The sequence below is a fragment of the Collimonas sp. PA-H2 genome (assembly GCF_002564105.1).
Taxonomy (GTDB): Bacteria; Pseudomonadota; Gammaproteobacteria; order Burkholderiales; family Burkholderiaceae_D; genus Collimonas.
The window spans coordinates 320,297-337,472 of sequence record NZ_PDBX01000002.1 but is presented as its reverse complement, the minus strand read 5'-3'; the positions used below and the strand labels follow the sequence as shown (position 1 = coordinate 337,472).

General features: G+C 58.1%; 16 protein-coding genes and 1 tRNA gene. 13 read left to right on the top strand and 4 right to left on the bottom strand.

Features of this window, described 5'->3' with window-relative positions; translation table 11 throughout:
• Nucleotides 1-104: 104 nt before the first annotated feature.
• The 3 genes from nuoN to BCF11_RS27090 all read left to right on the top strand — a co-directional run bounded on the left by nuoN (nucleotide 105) and on the right by BCF11_RS27090 (nucleotide 2,616).
• Nucleotides 105-1,610, top strand: a complete 1,506-nt coding sequence (gene nuoN, locus BCF11_RS27100; RefSeq protein ID WP_098497947.1) for an NADH-quinone oxidoreductase subunit NuoN — start codon at nucleotides 105-107, stop codon at nucleotides 1,608-1,610.
• A 4-nt stretch (nucleotides 1,611-1,614) separates the two neighbouring features.
• Complete coding sequence (locus tag BCF11_RS27095; RefSeq protein WP_098497946.1) at nucleotides 1,615-1,929, top strand: DUF2818 family protein; 315 nt, start codon at nucleotides 1,615-1,617, stop codon at nucleotides 1,927-1,929.
• Nucleotides 1,930-2,058: 129 nt separating this feature from the next.
• Nucleotides 2,059-2,616: an NUDIX domain-containing protein gene (locus tag BCF11_RS27090; protein WP_098497945.1), complete on the top strand. Its 558-nt coding sequence runs from the start codon at nucleotides 2,059-2,061 to the stop codon at nucleotides 2,614-2,616.
• Nucleotides 2,617-2,703: 87 nt separating this feature from the next.
• Here BCF11_RS27090 and BCF11_RS27085 read toward each other — a convergent pair whose 3' ends face one another.
• Entirely contained in the window at nucleotides 2,704-3,555 is an 852-nt protein-coding gene (locus BCF11_RS27085) for a metallophosphoesterase (RefSeq protein WP_098497944.1), read from the bottom strand.
• A 45-nt stretch (nucleotides 3,556-3,600) separates the two neighbouring features.
• Nucleotides 3,601-5,292: an electron transfer flavoprotein-ubiquinone oxidoreductase gene (locus tag BCF11_RS27080; RefSeq protein WP_098497943.1), complete on the bottom strand. Its 1,692-nt coding sequence runs from the start codon at nucleotides 5,290-5,292 to the stop codon at nucleotides 3,601-3,603.
• Nucleotides 5,293-5,473: 181 nt separating this feature from the next.
• Between BCF11_RS27080 and BCF11_RS27075 the strand changes: the two genes are divergently transcribed.
• Nucleotides 5,474-5,893 carry a thioesterase family protein gene (locus BCF11_RS27075; protein ID WP_098497942.1) on the top strand — a complete coding sequence of 140 codons (420 nt, stop codon included), beginning with the start codon at nucleotides 5,474-5,476 and terminating at the stop codon, nucleotides 5,891-5,893.
• A 7-nt stretch (nucleotides 5,894-5,900) separates the two neighbouring features.
• Here BCF11_RS27075 and BCF11_RS27070 read toward each other — a convergent pair whose 3' ends face one another.
• Nucleotides 5,901-6,476 carry a LuxR C-terminal-related transcriptional regulator gene (locus tag BCF11_RS27070; RefSeq protein WP_369827878.1) on the bottom strand — a complete coding sequence of 192 codons (576 nt, stop codon included), beginning with the start codon at nucleotides 6,474-6,476 and terminating at the stop codon, nucleotides 5,901-5,903.
• A 115-nt stretch (nucleotides 6,477-6,591) separates the two neighbouring features.
• Between BCF11_RS27070 and BCF11_RS27065 the strand changes: the two genes are divergently transcribed.
• The 6 genes from BCF11_RS27065 to BCF11_RS27040 all read left to right on the top strand — a co-directional run bounded on the left by BCF11_RS27065 (nucleotide 6,592) and on the right by BCF11_RS27040 (nucleotide 11,884).
• A complete protein-coding gene (locus tag BCF11_RS27065; RefSeq protein WP_098497940.1) occupies nucleotides 6,592-7,293 on the top strand; it encodes a CoA transferase subunit A in 702 nt (233 codons plus the stop codon).
• 19 nt (nucleotides 7,294-7,312) lie between these two features.
• Entirely contained in the window at nucleotides 7,313-7,966 is a 654-nt protein-coding gene (locus BCF11_RS27060) for a 3-oxoacid CoA-transferase subunit B (protein WP_098497939.1), read from the top strand.
• Nucleotides 7,967-8,188: 222 nt separating this feature from the next.
• Nucleotides 8,189-9,055: an alpha/beta fold hydrolase gene (locus BCF11_RS27055; protein ID WP_098497938.1), complete on the top strand. Its 867-nt coding sequence runs from the start codon at nucleotides 8,189-8,191 to the stop codon at nucleotides 9,053-9,055.
• 33 nt (nucleotides 9,056-9,088) lie between these two features.
• On the top strand, nucleotides 9,089-9,439 hold the full coding sequence (locus BCF11_RS27050; protein ID WP_098497937.1) for a RidA family protein: 351 nt from the start codon (nucleotides 9,089-9,091) through the stop codon (nucleotides 9,437-9,439).
• A gap of 10 nt (nucleotides 9,440-9,449) precedes the next feature.
• Nucleotides 9,450-11,717: a bifunctional (p)ppGpp synthetase/guanosine-3',5'-bis(diphosphate) 3'-pyrophosphohydrolase gene (locus BCF11_RS27045; RefSeq protein WP_098497936.1), complete on the top strand. Its 2,268-nt coding sequence runs from the start codon at nucleotides 9,450-9,452 to the stop codon at nucleotides 11,715-11,717.
• Between the two features lie 92 nt (nucleotides 11,718-11,809).
• Nucleotides 11,810-11,884, top strand: a tRNA-Val gene (locus tag BCF11_RS27040).
• Between the two features lie 444 nt (nucleotides 11,885-12,328).
• Here BCF11_RS27040 and BCF11_RS27035 read toward each other — a convergent pair.
• A complete protein-coding gene (locus BCF11_RS27035; protein ID WP_098497935.1) occupies nucleotides 12,329-12,808 on the bottom strand; it encodes a VOC family protein in 480 nt (159 codons plus the stop codon).
• A gap of 332 nt (nucleotides 12,809-13,140) precedes the next feature.
• On the opposite strand from BCF11_RS27035, the gene BCF11_RS27030 reads away from it, so the two are divergent.
• The 3 genes from BCF11_RS27030 (at nucleotide 13,141) to katG (ending at nucleotide 16,372) form a co-directional block, all read left to right on the top strand.
• Nucleotides 13,141-13,674 carry a lysozyme inhibitor LprI family protein gene (locus BCF11_RS27030; RefSeq protein ID WP_098497934.1) on the top strand — a complete coding sequence of 178 codons (534 nt, stop codon included), beginning with the start codon at nucleotides 13,141-13,143 and terminating at the stop codon, nucleotides 13,672-13,674.
• 322 nt (nucleotides 13,675-13,996) lie between these two features.
• Entirely contained in the window at nucleotides 13,997-14,194 is a 198-nt protein-coding gene (locus tag BCF11_RS27865; protein WP_143751539.1) for a hypothetical protein, read from the top strand.
• Nucleotides 14,195-14,227: 33 nt separating this feature from the next.
• Nucleotides 14,228-16,372 carry a catalase/peroxidase HPI gene (gene katG, locus BCF11_RS27025; RefSeq protein WP_098497933.1) on the top strand — a complete coding sequence of 715 codons (2,145 nt, stop codon included), beginning with the start codon at nucleotides 14,228-14,230 and terminating at the stop codon, nucleotides 16,370-16,372.
• The last annotated feature ends 804 nt before the right edge of the window (nucleotides 16,373-17,176 follow it).

The window sequence follows — 17,176 nt, the reverse complement described above, 5'->3', positions numbered from 1 at the left end:
CGGCGAGTGTTTAGGAGTCGCCGTAGCGTGGCGAATTACACTACCCGTGCGGCTCTGTCCTCAACTGACTAGAAGCGCAGCGTACAAAAATAAGTGGCAAATAAATGAATAACATGAATCTGATCCCTGTTTATCCGGAAATCTTTCTGCTGATTGCGACTTCGGTCGTGCTGCTGATCGATATGTTTGTTTCGGATGCCAAGCGCCACATCACCTATTACCTGACGCTGGCCGTACTGGCCGTGTGCTTTGTATTGACGCTGGGCGCATTCGAAAGCGGGGAGACGGTTTATACCTTCCACAATATGTTCGTTTCCGATCCGCTGAGCAGCCTGCTGAAACTGGTTTCCTATGTGGCGGTGGCTATGACCCTGGTGTACTCGCGCAGCTATGTGAGCGCGCGCGACATGGTGGGTGGCCACCTGGGCGGCGAATTCTATCCTTTGGCCTTGTTCACCTTGCTGGGCCAGATGGTGATGATTTCCGGCAGCAACTTCCTCAGCATCTATCTGGGCCTGGAACTGATGTCGCTGTCGCTGTACGCGATGGTGGCTCTGCGTCGTGAAAATACTTCCGCGACTGAAGCTGCAATGAAATATTTCGTGCTGGGCGCTATGGCGTCCGGCTTCCTGCTGTACGGGATGTCGATGCTGTACGGCGCCACCGGTTCGCTCGACCTGGTGGAAGTGGCGCGCGCCGCGGATTCCGGCAACATCAACCATACCGTGCTGGTATTCGGCGTGGTGTTCATCGTCTGCGGCCTGGCGTTCAAGCTCGGCGCAGTGCCATTCCATATGTGGGTGCCGGACGTTTATCAAGGCGCACCGACCGCGGTTACCCTGTTGCTGGGTGGCGCACCCAAGCTGGCGGCTTTTGCGATCTGCTTCCGCCTGTTGGTGGAGGCGCTATTGCCGCTGGCAGTCGACTGGCAGCAGATGCTGACCGTGCTGGCGGTGCTGTCGATGGCGATCGGTAACATCACCGCGATTGCGCAGACCAACATCAAGCGCATGCTGGCTTACTCGACCATCTCGCACATGGGCTTCATGCTGCTAGGCCTGTTGAGCGGCATCGTCGACAACAATCTGTTCTCGACCTCCAATGCCTACAGCTCGGCCTTGTTCTATGCGATTACCTATGTCATGACCACGCTTGGTACCTTCGGCGTCATCATGCTGCTGTCGCGTGCCGGTTTCGAAGCAGAAAACATGGACGACTTCAAAGGCCTCAACCAGCGCAGCCCTTGGTTTGCCGGCGTGATGCTGGTGCTGATGCTGTCGCTGGCGGGCATTCCGCCGCTGATGGGCTTCTACGCCAAACTGTCGGTGCTGCAGGCCGTGATCGGCACCCAGCAGATCTGGCTGGCAGTGGTGGCTGTGCTGTTCTCGCTGATCGGCGCCTTCTACTACCTGCGCGTGATCAAGATGATGTACTTCGACGAGCCGCAAGACCGTGCACCTATCGTAGCCCATGCCGATGTGCGCGTGCTGCTCAGCCTGAACGGCATTTCGGTGCTGGTGCTGGGTCTGTGGCCCGGCTTGCTGATGGATGCCAGCAACCTGGCGATCGTCCGCACCCTGGCCGGTTTCATCGCCCGCGTTACCTCGTAACAGCGTGAACGTTTCGCTCTCCAGCCTGTTCGTCATCCTGCTAGCGCTGCTGGCGGCGAACCTGCCGTTCTTTAACGAACGCTTGTTCGCGCTGGTGCCGCTCAAGTCCGGCGGCCAGGCGGCGGTCAAGCCGATCTGGGTGCGCCTGCTGGAGCTGCTCGCCCTGTATGCGCTGGTCGGTTTGCTGGCCCATGTGCTGGAAGCGAATATCGGCAACGCCTTCACGCAAGGCTGGGAATTCTATGCAGTCACCGGCTGCATGTTCCTGGTGCTGGCCTATCCCGGCTACGTGCTGCGCTATCTGAAGAAGCATCGCTGAAGCAGGGTGGGGAGGTATCTTCCCCCTGCATCGCCTCATATGCTGCGCGGCACAGCCTGCGCGCCCAGGCATTACAATCCCATATCAGTCTGCTTGTTTCATCTGCCACCATTTCGCCGGAGCGTTTGCATGGATAGTCACCTGAAAGAAACCCGGATCGCCACCGCCGTCGCCTACGACGGCCACTTCCTCAAAGTGCAGCGCGACAAGGTAGAACTGCCTGACGGCAAAGCCACTACCCGCGAATACATCAAACATCCCGGCGCAGTCGTCATCCTTCCCCTGTTCGAAGACGGTACGGTGCTGCTGGAGCGGCAATACCGCTATCCGCTGGAACGAGTGTTCATTGAATATCCCGCCGGAAAAATCGACGAAGGCGAAGATCACCTGAGCTGCGCCAAGCGCGAACTGCTGGAAGAAACCGGTTATACCGCCACCGAGTGGCAGCACGTCTGCACCATCCACAACGCCATCGCCTATTCCGACGAGCATCTGGAGCTGTTCCTGGCGCGCGGCCTGGTGGCCGGCGAACGCAAGCTCGACGACGGCGAATTCCTGGACGTCTTCAAGGCGCGGCTGACGGATATGCTGGACTGGGTGAGGGAAGGTAAGGTTACCGACGTCAAAACCGTGATCGGCACTTTCTGGCTTGAAAAAATCGTCGCCGGCGATTGGAAGCTGTCTTAAGCATCGTAGGGTAGGCAAGTTTTTTTACCTACTTGGCAGCGGACCGCATCCGCGTGGGCACAGGTGCCCACCCTACATTGGTATCTCTTAGTACACCGTACAGATCACCAGCTCCGGATCCGCATTCAGGCGGATCGGCAAAGTGCTGCATCCTACGCCGCGGCTCACGATCAGACTGCCGTTGTGCTCTATCTGGTGGCGGCCAAAGTGGTACTTCCGGCAAAGCGGTCCGTGCGGCACGAGGACGGGCGTGCCGTCCGCGAAGGCGACCTGGCCGCCATGCGTATGCCCGGCGAAGCTGAGATCGAAGCGCTGGCCCTCCAGCAGCAGCAAGCCGTCGGGCGCGTGCATCAGCAGTATGCGTATTTCCCTGGCATTGCCGACCGTTCGATGTATATCCGGCGTGCCGGTCCAAGGATCGTCCAGGCCGCAGATCGAGACGGCTTCATAGGGCGCCGGCAGCGGACGATTGCGGTTGATCAAAACCTCTACGCCAGCTTCGTCCAGAATCGCAGACAGCTGCGCATCGTTCGTCCACAGATCGTGGTTTCCCATGACCGCATATTTCCCGTAGCGGGGCTGGATGGCAGCCAATCCTGCTGTGAGCGCCTGCGCATAATGCGCATGCCCGGAAACAAAATCCCCGCCTAGCAACAGTACGTCTGGCTGCTGGCGATCGATTTCATCGAAGAGATCTGCAAATATCCGTGGGCTGGTAGTCGGGCCGGCGTGGAAATCAGATGCAAATCCTATGCGCAGCGGCGTGGTTAGTCTTTTTCCCGCTTCCAGTTCCACGGCGTAGTGCGATACGCCTAGCTTGCCGTGCAAACCAAGCCGATAGCTCAATTTGGCGAAGAGGCCATTGAGCAGCAGGAGGTTGAGTGTACGTTCACTCAACCTGCGTGCCGGGTAATTGTGTCTGCCGCGCCAGCTTGTCATCGGATAGGTATGAAAAAGGCTGCATGCGCAGCCTTTGGGATGGAATTACATATTTGGATAATTCGGACCGCCGCCGCCTTCCGGCGTCACCCACACGATATTCTGCGTCGGATCCTTGATGTCGCAAGTCTTGCAATGCACGCAGTTCTGCGCATTGATCTGCAGGCGTTCGGTATTATCCTCATTGGTGACGAACTCATACACGCCGGCAGGGCAGTAGCGCGCTTCCGGTCCGGCATAGTCGCGCAGGTTGACGTTGACCGGCACGTTCGGATCTTTCAGGGTCAGGTGGATGGGCTGGTCTTCGGCATGGTTGGTGTTGGAAATGAACACCGACGACAGGCGGTCGAAGGTCAGCTTGCCATCCGGCTTCGGATACTTGATCGGCGTGTAGTTGGCGGCTGGCTTCAGGCATTCGTGATCGGCATGGGTGTGGCGCAGGGTCCACGGCGCCTTGCCGCCGAACACCACCTGGTCGATGCCGACCATCAGGGTGCCCAGGTACAGGCCCTTGCTCATCCATGGCTTGAAGTTGCGCGCCTTGTGCAGTTCTTCGTGTAGCCAGGACTGCTCGAATGCCTGGCTGTAGGCGCTCAGCTCATCGAACTGGCGGTTGTTGCCCAGGGCTTCAAATGCAGCGTTGGCGGCCAGCATGCCGGTCTTGATGGCGGCGTGGCTGCCCTTGATACGGCTGGCGTTGAGGAAGCCGGCGTCGCAGCCGATCAGCGCACCGCCCGGGAAGGTCAGTTTGGGCAGCGACTGCAAGCCGCCAGCGGTAATCGCGCGGGCGCCGTAGGAAATGCGCTTGCCGCCCTGGAAGAATTTGCTGATTTCCGGATGCGTCTTGTAGCGCTGGAATTCTTCGTAAGGCGACAGGTAGGGGTTTTCGTAAGCCAGGCCGACCACATAACCGACCGCGACCTGGTTGTTTTCCAGGTGATACAGGAAGGAGCCGCCATAGGTCTGGGTATCCAGCGGCCAGCCGGCGGTATGCACCACCAGGCCTGGCTGATGCAGCTTGGGATCGATTTCCCACAGTTCCTTGATGCCGATCGCATAGGTCTGCGGATCTTTGCCTTTGTTGAGGTCGAATTTCGCCATCAGCTGCTTGCCGAGGTGGCCGCGCGCGCCTTCGGCGAACAGGGTGTACTTGGCGTGCAGTTCCATGCCGAGCTGGAAGGCGTCGGTAGGCTGGCCGTGACGGTCCACGCCCATGTTGCCGGTGGCGACGCCCTTGACCGAACCATCTTCGTTGTACAGTACTTCGGCAGCCGGGAAGCCGGGGAAGATTTCCACGCCCAGCAGTTCAGCCTGCTGGCCGAGCCAGCGCACCACATTCGCCAGCGAGATGACGTAATTGCCATGGTTCTGGAAGCAGGCTGGCAGCATCCAGTTAGGCGTCTTGTAGGCTTTTTTCTCGGTCAGGAACAGGAAGCGGTCTTCGCTGACTTCAGTCGTCAGCGGTGCGCCCAGTTCTTTCCAGTTAGGCAGCAGTTCGGTCAGCGCCTGCGGGTCCATCACCGCGCCGGACAGGATGTGGGCGCCGATTTCGCTGCCTTTTTCCAGTACGCAGACGGACACTTCGCGTCCTTGTTCGGTGGCTTGCTGCTTGAGGCGGATCGCGGCCGCCAGGCCGGCGGGGCCGCCGCCGACCACCACTACATCGTATTCCATCGCTTCGCGCGGACCGTATTGTTCTAGGAAATTCTGCTGGTTCTGCCCTGGGGTTGGAGTCATTGTCTCTTTACCTATAATTAATTTTTCGAACGGATGTGCTAATTGTCGGGGATTTTGCGGCAGAATGCTAGGCTTCGTCTGCGGTTAGTGTTGTTCCTCGCATGTTGAGCAACGCACCGGGCCGATGCTGCTTGCAGCCGGCTGAGGGTAGATCATGGCAGTATTCACGAAAGTTGAGATAATGGAAACCAGAAAACACGTCCACACCACGCGGATCGCGATGCGCTGGGGCGATATGGATGCGCTTGGCCACGTCAACAATACGATCTATTTCCGCTATATGGAACAGGCGCGCATCGAATGGCTGCAAGAGCTCGGCAGCGATTTCGATTCCCGCCACGGGCCGGTGCTGGTCAATGCGCAGTGCAGTTTCTTGCGTCAATTGAAATACCCCTGCGAAGTCGAGGTCAAATCCTATATCGGCGCCGTCGGCCGCTCCAGTTTCGAGGCCAGCTACGAAATCCGCCGCGCCGACATGCCGGACGTGGTGTTCGCCGAAGGTACGGCAAAAATTGTCTGGGTCAATTTCGACCTGGAAAAATCCATGCCTTTGCCCGATGATCTGCGCCAGTTGCTGAGCAATCCTGCTGCGCCAGTCTGAGCGTTCGTTAAACCCGCTCTGCCTGCGTAATGCCGAGCAGGCGGTGCACCAGTTCGCTGGACGTCGATGCGGCAAATTTCTTCATCAGGTTGGCCCGATGCATTTCCACCGTGCGCGGACTGAGGCCGATCTGCTTGCCGATCAGCTTGCTGGTCTTACCCTCTACCAGCAAGGCCGCGATCTCGCGTTCGCGTGGCGACAGCACGGCCGAAGCCCGGCGTTTTTCACTCAAATCCTCAAAAGTCCAGATCCCTGCCGCGTGGGTGTCCGTCGGCACCAGCGCGTGGCCGGTGACATGGCACCAGAATAACTCGCCGCTGGCGCGCCGCATGATGCGCTCGTCGGAATAGATCCCTTTGGCGTTCATGATAGGCACGATGCGCGCGCCGGTGCGTTCAAACTCGTCCTGGGTCGGGTACAGTAGCTGGAACGACTGACCGTTCAATTCCTCCGGCTGGTAGCCGAACATGCGAGTCAGGGCCAGGTTGCACACCTGCATGATGCGGCGTTCGGAAACGCACATGCCTATCGGCGCATGGGCGAAAATGGTCTGGTAATCGATAGCAGAATTAGGCAATGGCACTGGCTGCAGCTTGAGTTCGTAGTTTTACGGTATTGTTGGATGTGTTACTTCATCATATGCTAACAGACCAAGGGCATAGCAATAATAGCTAGTTTACACAAACAGGAGGCAAGGCATGAACAAAGTTTATCCTGACGCGGCAAGCGCGTTGGCCGGCATAGTCAAGGATGGTCAGACCATCGCCGTAGGCGGTTTCGGCCTGTGCGGCATCCCCGAAGCGCTGATCCTGGCGCTGCGCAATTCCGGCGTGAAAGAGCTGACGGCGATTTCCAACAACGCCGGCGTCGACGGCTTTGGCCTCGGGCAATTGCTGACCACCCGCCAGATCAAGAAAATGATCGCTTCGTATGTCGGCGAGAACAAGGAGTTCGAGCGGCAATACCTGGCTGGCGAACTTGAGCTGGAATTCACTCCGCAGGGCACGCTGGCGGAAAAGCTGCGCGCCGGCGGCGCCGGTATCCCTGCCTTCTTTACCAAGACCGGGGTCGGCACGCTGGTTGCGGAAGGCAAGGAAATCCGCGACTTCGACGGCGCCAAGTATGTGATGGAGCGTTCGCTCGTGGCCGACGTGTCCCTGGTCAAGGCTTACAAGGCTGACCGCAGCGGCAACCTGGTGTTCAACAAGACCGCCCGCAACTTCAACCCGAACGTCGCCATGGCCGGGAAAATCACCGTGGTGGAAGTCGAGCACTTGGTCGAAGTAGGCGAGATCGATCCGGACCAGGTCCATACGCCGGGTATTTTTGTGCACCGCATCGTAGTCAATGCGACACCGGAAAAGCGTATCGAACAGCGTACCGTTCGCCCAGCAGAATAAACCAGACCAGGAGAACAAAATGGCATGGACACGTGATGAAATGGCCGCGCGCGCGGCAAAGGAATTGCAAGATGGTTTTTACGTCAACCTCGGCATCGGCTTGCCGACCCTGGTTGCCAACCATGTACCTAAGGAAATCGAAGTCTGGCTGCAGTCGGAAAACGGCTTGCTCGGCATCGGTCCGTTTCCGACCGAAGACAAGGTCGACGCCGACCTGATCAACGCCGGCAAGCAGACCGTGACTTCCTTGCCAGGATCGGCTTATTTCAGTTCCGCCGATTCCTTCGCCATGATACGCGGCGGTAAGATTAATATCGCGATCCTGGGCGCCATGCAGGTGTCCAGGAATGGCGATCTGGCCAACTGGATGATTCCGGGTAAACTGGTCAAGGGCATGGGCGGCGCGATGGACCTGGTGGCTGGCGTCGGCCGTGTAGTGGTGCTGATGGAGCACGTGGCCAAGGCCAAGGACGGCACGACTTCGCACAAGATACTGGAAGCCTGCAACCTGCCGCTGACCGGCGTCGGCGTGGTCAACCGCATCATCACCGACCTGGGCGTGCTGGACGTGACGCCGCAGGGCCTGAAGGTGATCGAGCTGGCGCCGGGCGTCAGCCGCGAAGATATCGTCGCGCAAACCGGAGCGGAGCTGGATCTGAGCGCATTGCACTAAGATCGGGAGGATGCCGGCCTGGCCGGCGTTCCAAAAAGGCGGCGTCTGACACATTTGTCAGGCGCCGCTTTTTCTTTGTGCTGCCCGGATGCATCCCTAATGTTCAAGGTAAGGTGCAAGGGAGGGGCCATATGCGATAAGATGTTGTATATCCGCAAAGCAAACGCGCTGCCCGCAGCTGTTTGCCGCCGTCCAGCAAGCCTTAACCGAAACGGGGTACCGATGACCATCGCCGCGCACAAGTCTGTTCAATGCATTTCTCCCGCCGGCTTGCACAAAATGGCCTACCAGGAGTGGGGCGATCCGCATAATCCGAATGTATTGCTGTGCCTGCACGGCGTCACCCGCGTCTCGGACGATTTCGACCAGCTGGCGCGCGCGCTATGCGATACCTACCGGGTGGTCTGTCCGGACGTGGTGGGGCGCGGCCGTTCCGGCTGGCTGCGCGATCCGCAATACTATGTGCTGCCGCAATACCTGAACGACGTGGTCACCTTGCTGGCCCGGCTCAACGCCGAAACCGTCGACCTGGTCGGCACCTCGATGGGCGGCCTGATCGGCATCGGTCTGGCCTCGCTGCCGGACAATCCCTTGCGCAAGCTGGTCTTGAACGATGTCGGCCCGACCCTGAATGCGGATGCGATGGGGCGCATCGGCGAATACATCGGCGCCGATATGCGCTTTCCCACGTTTGACGAAGCGGCCGCCTACGTGCGCGCCATCTCGGCATCGTTCGGCCCGCACACCGACGCCGAATGGCGCAAGCTGGCGGCGGACGTGCTGCATCAGAATGCCGGCGGCGAGTGGACCCGCCACTACGATTTGAAACTGGCAGAGCCTTTCAAGTCGACCACGCCGGAAATCTTCAAGCTGTCGGAAACGCTGCTGTGGAACGCCTACAAGGCGATCAGCTGCCCGACCTTGCTGCTGCGCGGCGCCCAGTCGGACCTGCTGTCGCCGGAGACGGCGCGGCTGATGACGGAGTGTGGCCCCAAGGCCAAGCTGGTGGAGCTGGCCGGGGTCGGCCATGCGCCTACCTTGCTGCATACCGATCAGATTGAAATTGTCAGCGATTTTCTGCTCGGCTGATTTTTTGCCATTTATTCTTATAGGAGATGATTCATGACTATCCAGCGCCTGCATGTCGGCAAGAGACTTTCGGAAGTCGCCATCCATAACGGTACCGTGTACCTGGCCGGGCAACTGGCTGAAGACACCACCCAGAACATCGAAGGCCAGACGCGCGAGACGCTCGGCCATATCGACCGCCTGCTGGCCGAAGCCGGCAGCGACAAGCATCACATCCTGTCCTGCCAGATCTACTTGGCCGACGTCAAGGATTTCGATGGCATGAACCTGGTCTGGGATGAGTGGGTCGCCGCCGGCAATGCGCCGCCGCGGGCCACGGTAGAAGCTAAACTCGCGCGTCCTGAAATCCTGATAGAAATTATCGTGGTCGCCGCGCAAAAATAAAGATGCAAGCATGGTTTCGCTCACTGCAACACAACGCGCTACGCAAATCCAGCTGTGCACCGCCGGCCTGAGTGCGGCGGATAGCGCGCGCGTGCTGGACGCGCTGGCGTTCGTCGAACCGCTGTACGCCGATAATGTCATCACTACCGGTCAGAGCACGCTCGATTTTTCGCAAGGCGTGGCCAGCATCCTGGCCTTGCTCGATACCGATGTCGAAACCCGCATCGCCGCCTTGCTGTTCGAGCTGCCCTTGCTGGACGCCAGCTATGCCGACACCATCGAGCAGCGCTTCGGCAAGGAAATTTCCGACCTGGTCAGCGGCATCCGTCAGCTGATGCGCCTGCACGGCTTTACCTTCGGCTTGCCGCAGGAAGTCATGCGCGGCAAGAACGCCGCGCAGCAGGCCGCCAGCCAGGTGGAAACCTTGCGCAAGATGCTGCTGGCGATGGCCACCGATATGCGGGTGGTGCTGGTGCGGCTGGCTTCGCGCGTCACCGCGCTGCGCTATTTTTCCGAACAAAAAATGGAAAACGAGCGCACCAGCCAGTATGCGCGCGAGACGCTGGACCTGTATGCGCCGCTGGCCAACCGCCTCGGCATCTGGCAGCTCAAGTGGGAGCTGGAAGACCTGTCGTTCCGCTTCATCGATCCGGTTACTTACAAGCGCATCGCCAAGATGCTGGAAGAGCGCCGCATCGAGCGCGAAGGCTTTGTCGATGCCGCTATCACGCGTTTGCGCAGCGAGCTGGCGGCGGCCGACATCAAGGCCGAAGTCTCGGGACGGCCCAAGCATATCTTCAGCATCTGGAACAAGATGCAAGGCAAGGACCTGGATTTTTCCGAACTCTACGACGTCCGCGCTTTCCGCGTGATCGTCGACGACGTCAAGACTTGCTACACAGTGCTGGGCATCGTGCACAATATCTGGGTGCCGATCCCGAAAGAGTTCGACGACTACATCTCGCGTCCGAAGCAGAACGGCTATCAGTCGCTGCATACGGTGGTGCTGGCCGATGACGATCGCGCCCTCGAAGTGCAGATACGCACCAATGAAATGCACCATTTCGCCGAATACGGGGTGGCGGCGCACTGGCGTTACAAGGAATCTGGCAGCTCCAATTTCTCGGCGCAGAAATACGACGAGAAAATCGCCTGGCTGCGTCAGCTGCTGGCCTGGAAAAGCGAAGTGGTGGATGCGGTGGTGGAGCATGAGGACAGCCGCCGCGAGTGGCTGGAAAAACTCAAGCAGGCTACCCTCAACGACCACATCTACGTGCTGACGCCGCAAGCGCGCGTGATCGAACTGCCGAGCGGCGCCACGCCTATCGATTTCGCCTATTACCTGCACACCGACGTCGGCCACCGCTGCCGCGGCGCGCGGGTGGACGGCAGCATGGTGCCGCTGAACACGCCGTTGAAGAATGGCCAGACGGTGGAAATCATCACCGCCAAGAACGCTCCCGGCGGCTCCGGTCCCTCGCGCGACTGGCTGACGCCGGGCTACGCCGCCAGCGCCCGTACCCGTTCCAAGGTGCGCGCCTGGTTCAACGCCATCGAACAGCAGGAGACCCTGGCCACCGGCCGCAGCCTGCTGGACAAGACCCTGCAGCGCGAGGGCAAGACCGCGGTCAACCTGGAAGAGCTGGCGCGCAAGCTGGAATTCGCCAAGCTGGAAGATTTGCTGCTGGCGTTAGGCAAGGATGAGTTCAGCCTGCGCCACGTCGAACAGGCGCTGCACGACGACCACGGCATCAAATCGCTCGAACACAGCACCGAATTCGAGGAAGCCGCGATAACCCGTAAGAGCCGCGCCTCCAGCGTGGTGCACGGCGGGAAGTCAGGCGTACTGGTGGTCGGCACCGACGGCCTGATGACGCAGCTGGCCAAGTGCTGCAAGCCGGCGCCGCCCGATCCCGTGGTCGGCTTCATCACGCGTGGGAAGGGCGTCTCTATCCATCGCGAAAACTGCAAGAACTTCGCCGAGATGCGCATCAAGGCGCCGGAGCGGGTGATCCAGACCACCTGGGGCGCACAGGAAGCGGAAACCGTCTACCCGGTGGACATCTTCGTGCTGGCAAGCGACCGCCAGGGCCTGCTGCGGGATATCTCGGAAGTGTTCCTGCGCGAGAAAATCAACGTCATCGGCGTCAGCACGCAAAGTGCGAAGGCCCATGCGCGGATGGCGTTCACCGCCGAAATCGCCTCTACCGCCCAGCTGCAGAAGGCGCTGACGGTGATACGCGAGGTGAAAGGGGTGCTGGAAGCCAAGCGCCAATAAGCCTGGTTCGACAGGCGCGGGGAGGGCTGTCAGCTTTGTCTCCGCGCCTACTTTATTTTCCAGAAAGTTTGTGTCATAATGGCGGCCTCTCCGGGAGGTTAGCTCAGGGGTAGAGCGATCGCCTCACACGCGATAGGTCACAAGTTCGAAACTTGTACTTCCCACCAGAATTCCTGTTTTAAATCAATAAGTTAAGCCGGTCGTGAAAGTCTCAGGGATAGTTAAGGGATACTTTCATTAATCTGAGCTTCGATTTTGATCATTTCTCTGTCATCGTCCTGGTGACTAATCCACTTCGCATAGTCCCTGTAAAACACGTCCAAGCTATGTCCTAGCTGTGCAGCCATGTCTGCTGGTCGGGCACCCGCCATCAATCCCACGGGCACATATGTCACCCTCGTGCAGTATGGACGCCGACGACGTATGCCTAGCAACTTCAAGGTCGGATTCTAATAGGGTTCCCTGATCTTCAAAGCTTTGGTGATATCGGAATGTCTAACGGACTTCAGCGGCAAATGCCCAGCTTGGGCTTCCAAAAATTATCTTTTGTCCGTCTATATTTCGATATCAGAAGCAGTCGCCCGATACACTATGGGACGGTATCGGAAGCTTTAACCGTGCCAAGCCGCTTCAATCGCAGCGACGTCAATTTTTTTCATCGTCATCATGGCATCGAAGGCACGTTTGGCCGCAGCACGATCAGGGTCGACGAACGCAGCTGTGAGGACGCGTGGCGTGATCTGCCACGACAATCCCCATTTGTCCTTGCACCAGCCGCACATGCTTTCCTGGCCGCCGTTTCCGACAATCGCATTCCACAAGCGGTCCGTTTCGGCCTGGTCGTCGGTCGCGACCTGGAACGAGAAAGCCTCGCTGTGCTTGATTCCCGATCCTCCGTTCAGACCGAGACAAGGAATGCCCATCACAGTAAATTCGACCGTCAGGACATCGCCCTCCTTACCCGCGGGATAGTCGCCAGGTGCGCGATGGACTGCTCCAACCGCGCTGTCCGGAAACGTCTCGGAGTAGAACTTGGCGGCGTCCAGCGCGGCGCCGTCGAACCAGAGACAAATCGTGTTTTTGCTGACCATGTTGGCTCTCCTGAATTGGATTGGGATAGATAAAATAGGTGCCACTCGCTTATGAACATTTGGGCAGAGTTGCCCAGTTACGCATTTCTTCGATAGAACTTCTTGAAAATAGTCCCGCCCAAATCTCTGGTCTCTCTGGCAGTCTTCGGATCACCTTCGTCGGAATCATAGCGCTATATGGTTGCTAAGTTGAATCCTCGACTATCGACTGTGCGGACGCGAGATAGTTCGCCGACCAATTTTATACGTTGGCGGGAACGCTTCGTCCAGTTTGAGGGACTTAGTTCCTTTGCTAGATATTTTTGCCTTTTGATCAATAATGCTATGGAGCCATGTTGTACCATGACGCCATGAAATCTTATTTTCTTTTGCCCGTCGTCGCAGTTGCGCTCTCCGCTCTTGCGCTGGCATTGACATCACCTTTTGCGTTCGCCGAAGTCGAATGCACGGATCGTCCTGAGTGCTGGCCGGAGGGAAGCTCAATGCATACAGGGCTTCTACTCGTTCAGCAACAGCAGGCTGTTGGGAAAATTTTGGCTAGCAAGCACGACGAGCTAATTAAGCTTGTTTCTTCTTCATCGACCAATGGAATCACAGTAGATGGAAGGCTTTTGGCCGCACTCAAAACTCAGCAAGTCGCCTGGCTAAAGTACCGGGACGAAGAGTGTGAATTAATTGGTTCTCTAACTGGCGCCGGTGGCACATGGCCCTCGACCTATGCCAACAAATGCGACGTCAACCATTCCGAGCAACGTCTTCGCCGAGTCCGCTCAGCCATTCGTTGCATCGAGAAAATTCCTTTGGAAAAGCGGGTATTCGAACAAAACAGTTGCTTACAGCAGCTTGCTCCGCTTACGAATAAATAGACCCAGCATCTTATTCCTCCAGACCTGTTGCCGCCGGCTCGAAACAACCCAATATAGATAGTCCGTTCAGTATCTACCATGGTAAGACCCGTGCGGAGATCGGAACGAAATGTCAACACGCCCTGGCAGGCGGGGCGCATTACACTTGATCTGATTGTAGCCGGAGGCGATTGGATGCAGATGGTCGAATGACTCGGACTACCTCAGCCTAAGTCGAGCGAGTGATTGTATATAGCTATTGATTTAATGAGAATAATTAATTTCATATATCACTAAATTGAAACTACTATGAATGCGCTATCCGATAATTAGGAGATGTCTCATGAAAAACACTTCACTTCCAGGGCGTTATATCGGACTCCCAGCTCTATGTCTAGCAACCATCGCGGTGGCGGTCATTGCTCTTGGCAGCGGTCCAAGTATTGCAGCAGCTCCCAGTCGGGATAAGGACGCAGCAATAGGCGATAATCAAAGTTTACAAACTGTTGGCCCTAACGGCCTGGTCAAAGAGATGTTGTAGTCACCTAACCTACCCACGACAAAGGAGATCCCCATGTCAACTGAAGCCAAATGTCCTTTCCACCACGCCGGCGGCGGCACAACGAACAAAGACTGGTGGCCTAACCAGCTGCGCGTTGATTTGCTGAACCAGCATTCCAACAAGTCCAACCCGCTGGGCGAGAAGTTTGACTACGCTGAAGAGTTCAAGAAACTTGACTACAATGCGCTCAAGGCAGACCTGATCAAACTCATGACCGACAGCCAGAGCTGGTGGCCGGCCGATTTTGGTCACTATGGTCCGCAGTTCATCCGCATGGCCTGGCATTCGGCCGGTACCTATCGCACCCTCGACGGTCGAGGCGGCGGTGGTCGTGGACAACAGCGTTTCGCACCGCTCAATTCGTGGCCGGACAACGTCAATATTGATAAATCGCGCCGCCTGCTGTGGCCGATCAAGCAAAAATATGGCCAGAAAATCTCCTGGGCCGACCTTTTCATCCTGACCGGTAATGTGGCGCTGGAGTCCATGGGCTTCCGTACCTTTGGCTTTGCCGGCGGCCGTGAAGACGTGTGGGAACCGGACCTGGACGTGAACTGGGGCGCCGAGACCACATGGCTGGGGACCGACAAACGTTTCCATGGTGACCGCGAACTGGACAACAACCTTGCTGCCACCCACATGGGCCTGATCTACGTGAACCCGGAAGGCCCGAACGCCAGCGGCGACTACATGGCTGCGGCCAAGGACATCCGCGCCACTTTCAGCCGCATGGCCATGGACGATGAGGAAATTGTCGCCTTGATCGCAGGTGGACACACCTTCGGCAAAGCGCATGGCGCCGCGCCCGAATCGCACAAGGGCCCCGAACCAGAAGGCGCGGGCATCGAAGCCCAGGGCCTGGGCTGGAACAGCAACTTTGGCAGCGGCCACGGCAAAGACGCCGTGTCCAGTGGCCTGGAAGTGACCTGGACCAAAACTCCGGCATTGTGGAGCAACAACTTCTTCGAAAACCTGTTCAAGTACGACTGGGAGCTCACTCATTCGCCGGCTGGCGCCAAACAGTGGGTGGCCAAGGATGCCGAGGACATCATTCCCGACGCGCATGTGCAAGGCAAGTTCCACAAGCCCACCATGCTGACCACCGACCTGACCCTGCGCTTCGACCCGGAGTTCGGCAAGATATCCAAGCGCTTCCATGACGACCCGCAAGCCTTTGCAGAAGCTTTTGCCCGCGCCTGGTTCAAGCTGACCCACCGTGACATGGGCCCAAAGGCACGTTACCTCGGCCCCGAAGTGCCGAAGGAAGATTTGATCTGGCAAGACCCATTGCCGGCTGCGACGCACCAGCCATCACCGGCCGACATTGCCGATATCAAGGCCAAAATCGCAGCCTCTGGTCTATCGGTAGCCGAGCTGGTGTCGGTGGCCTGGGCTTCCGCCTCCACCTTCCGTGGCGGTGACAAACGCGGCGGCGCCAATGGCGCACGCCTGGCTCTGGCCCCTCAGAAGGACTGGGAAGTCAACGCGACGGCAGTGAGTGTTTTGCCAAAGCTGGTCGACATTCAGAAGGCTTCGGGCAAAGCCTCGCTGGCTGACGTGATTGTGCTCGCCGGCGGCGTTGGTGTTGAACAGGCGGCCAAGGCGGGCGGGATCTCGATCGAGGTGCCCTTCGCACCGGGCCGCACCGACGCCAAGCAGGAACAGACGGATGTCGAGGCCTTTGCCGTGCTGGAGCCGCTCGCCGACGGTTTCCGCAACTACAATAAGGGCAAGTCCAGTGCTGCGACCGAAGCGTTGCTGCTCGACCGGGCCCAGTTGCTGACGCTGACTGCACCGGAGCTCACCACGCTGATCGGTGGGCTGCGGGTACTCGGCGCCAACTTTGATGGTAGCAAGCACGGTGTGTTCACCGACAAGGTCGGCGTACTCAGCAATGACTTCTTCGTCAATCTTCTGGACATGGACCTGGAGTGGAAAGCCGTGGACAGCGAGGCCGAACTGTTCGAAGGACGCGACCGCAAGACCGGCGCGGTCAAATACACAGGCACGCGCAACGATCTGATCTTCGGTTCCAACTCGGTGCTGCGGGCTTATGCCGAGGTCTATGCAGTTGTGGACGCCAAGGAGAAGTTCGCCAAGGACTTCGTCGCGGCTTGGGTCAAGGTCATGAACGCGGACCGCTTCGATCTCGCGTAATGCCGATTGCCAGGGGCCTTGTCTGGTTCAAGGACAGACAGGGCCTGCTGCGCCAGCGTCGCCAGTGCGTGGCGACGCTGGTCTTTCAACAAATAATACGGCCAACTTGTTTCAGACCTCGACCCGATCGGGGCAGTAACAACAACCCTGTCAAGACGCAGGAAATCGATCTGTACCTGGCGCGCCGGGACGTTGTCTTCCCTGAGATACGCGACCGCGACGCCGCTCAAGTGTGTGACAACGCGCTTAGCCATCCTCGAGTAAAGAGGATAAGTCGAACATCGTTGATATTCCCTGCAAAAACCCGGATTAACCATCAGCCTGCCGCTAGCCGAAAACGCCGTATAAGCGGAACAGATTTATCCACTGGATTTTGGGCGCTCCCTGCAATCCGGCTGGGCTTGATGTGCTTCGGCCTATTCCTATCGCATACCCCGAATGGCTGATTCAGTGCGACGATTTCGTGGGTTCTAGTGCCCGCTATTGGCGGAAGCTGTCATTGTGTGTGTATGCGCATTAGAACTGCTCCGCAAAAGAAACGTGATTGCGGAGAAAAAAGGCCCGCATTGCTGTGGGCCTGTTAGATATTAGCGCGGCGGCAGAACTTGGACCCGCAATCTCTTGATTGCAAATCGGATGCTAGATCAGAAAATGGAGGATCTGCAAAGAAGGGCGATTTTTATGCATTCTGACATTTACTTTAACCGCAGCACCGAAGTGACGATATCGTGTTGGAAGCAGTGTAATGGCTGGTTTTATAAACGAGAGGGAAAATTTCTTTCCCCTCTCGCAACTCATAGCTAA

Coding starts and splice junctions, on each gene's coding strand:
- nuoN (WP_098497947.1), top strand. CDS start 105: ATGAATAACATGAATCTGATCCCTGTTTATCCGGAAATCTTTCTGCTG.
- BCF11_RS27090 (WP_098497945.1), top strand. CDS start 2,059: ATGGATAGTCACCTGAAAGAAACCCGGATCGCCACCGCCGTCGCCTAC.
- BCF11_RS27085 (WP_098497944.1), bottom strand. CDS start 3,555: ATGACAAGCTGGCGCGGCAGACACAATTACCCGGCACGCAGGTTGAGT.
- BCF11_RS27080 (WP_098497943.1), bottom strand. CDS start 5,292: ATGACTCCAACCCCAGGGCAGAACCAGCAGAATTTCCTAGAACAATAC.
- BCF11_RS27075 (WP_098497942.1), top strand. CDS start 5,474: ATGGAAACCAGAAAACACGTCCACACCACGCGGATCGCGATGCGCTGG.
- BCF11_RS27065 (WP_098497940.1), top strand. CDS start 6,592: ATGAACAAAGTTTATCCTGACGCGGCAAGCGCGTTGGCCGGCATAGTC.
- BCF11_RS27060 (WP_098497939.1), top strand. CDS start 7,313: ATGGCATGGACACGTGATGAAATGGCCGCGCGCGCGGCAAAGGAATTG.
- BCF11_RS27055 (WP_098497938.1), top strand. CDS start 8,189: ATGACCATCGCCGCGCACAAGTCTGTTCAATGCATTTCTCCCGCCGGC.
- BCF11_RS27050 (WP_098497937.1), top strand. CDS start 9,089: ATGACTATCCAGCGCCTGCATGTCGGCAAGAGACTTTCGGAAGTCGCC.
- BCF11_RS27045 (WP_098497936.1), top strand. CDS start 9,450: ATGGTTTCGCTCACTGCAACACAACGCGCTACGCAAATCCAGCTGTGC.
- BCF11_RS27035 (WP_098497935.1), bottom strand. CDS start 12,808: ATGGTCAGCAAAAACACGATTTGTCTCTGGTTCGACGGCGCCGCGCTG.
- BCF11_RS27030 (WP_098497934.1), top strand. CDS start 13,141: ATGTTGTACCATGACGCCATGAAATCTTATTTTCTTTTGCCCGTCGTC.
- BCF11_RS27865 (WP_143751539.1), top strand. CDS start 13,997: ATGAAAAACACTTCACTTCCAGGGCGTTATATCGGACTCCCAGCTCTA.
- katG (WP_098497933.1), top strand. CDS start 14,228: ATGTCAACTGAAGCCAAATGTCCTTTCCACCACGCCGGCGGCGGCACA.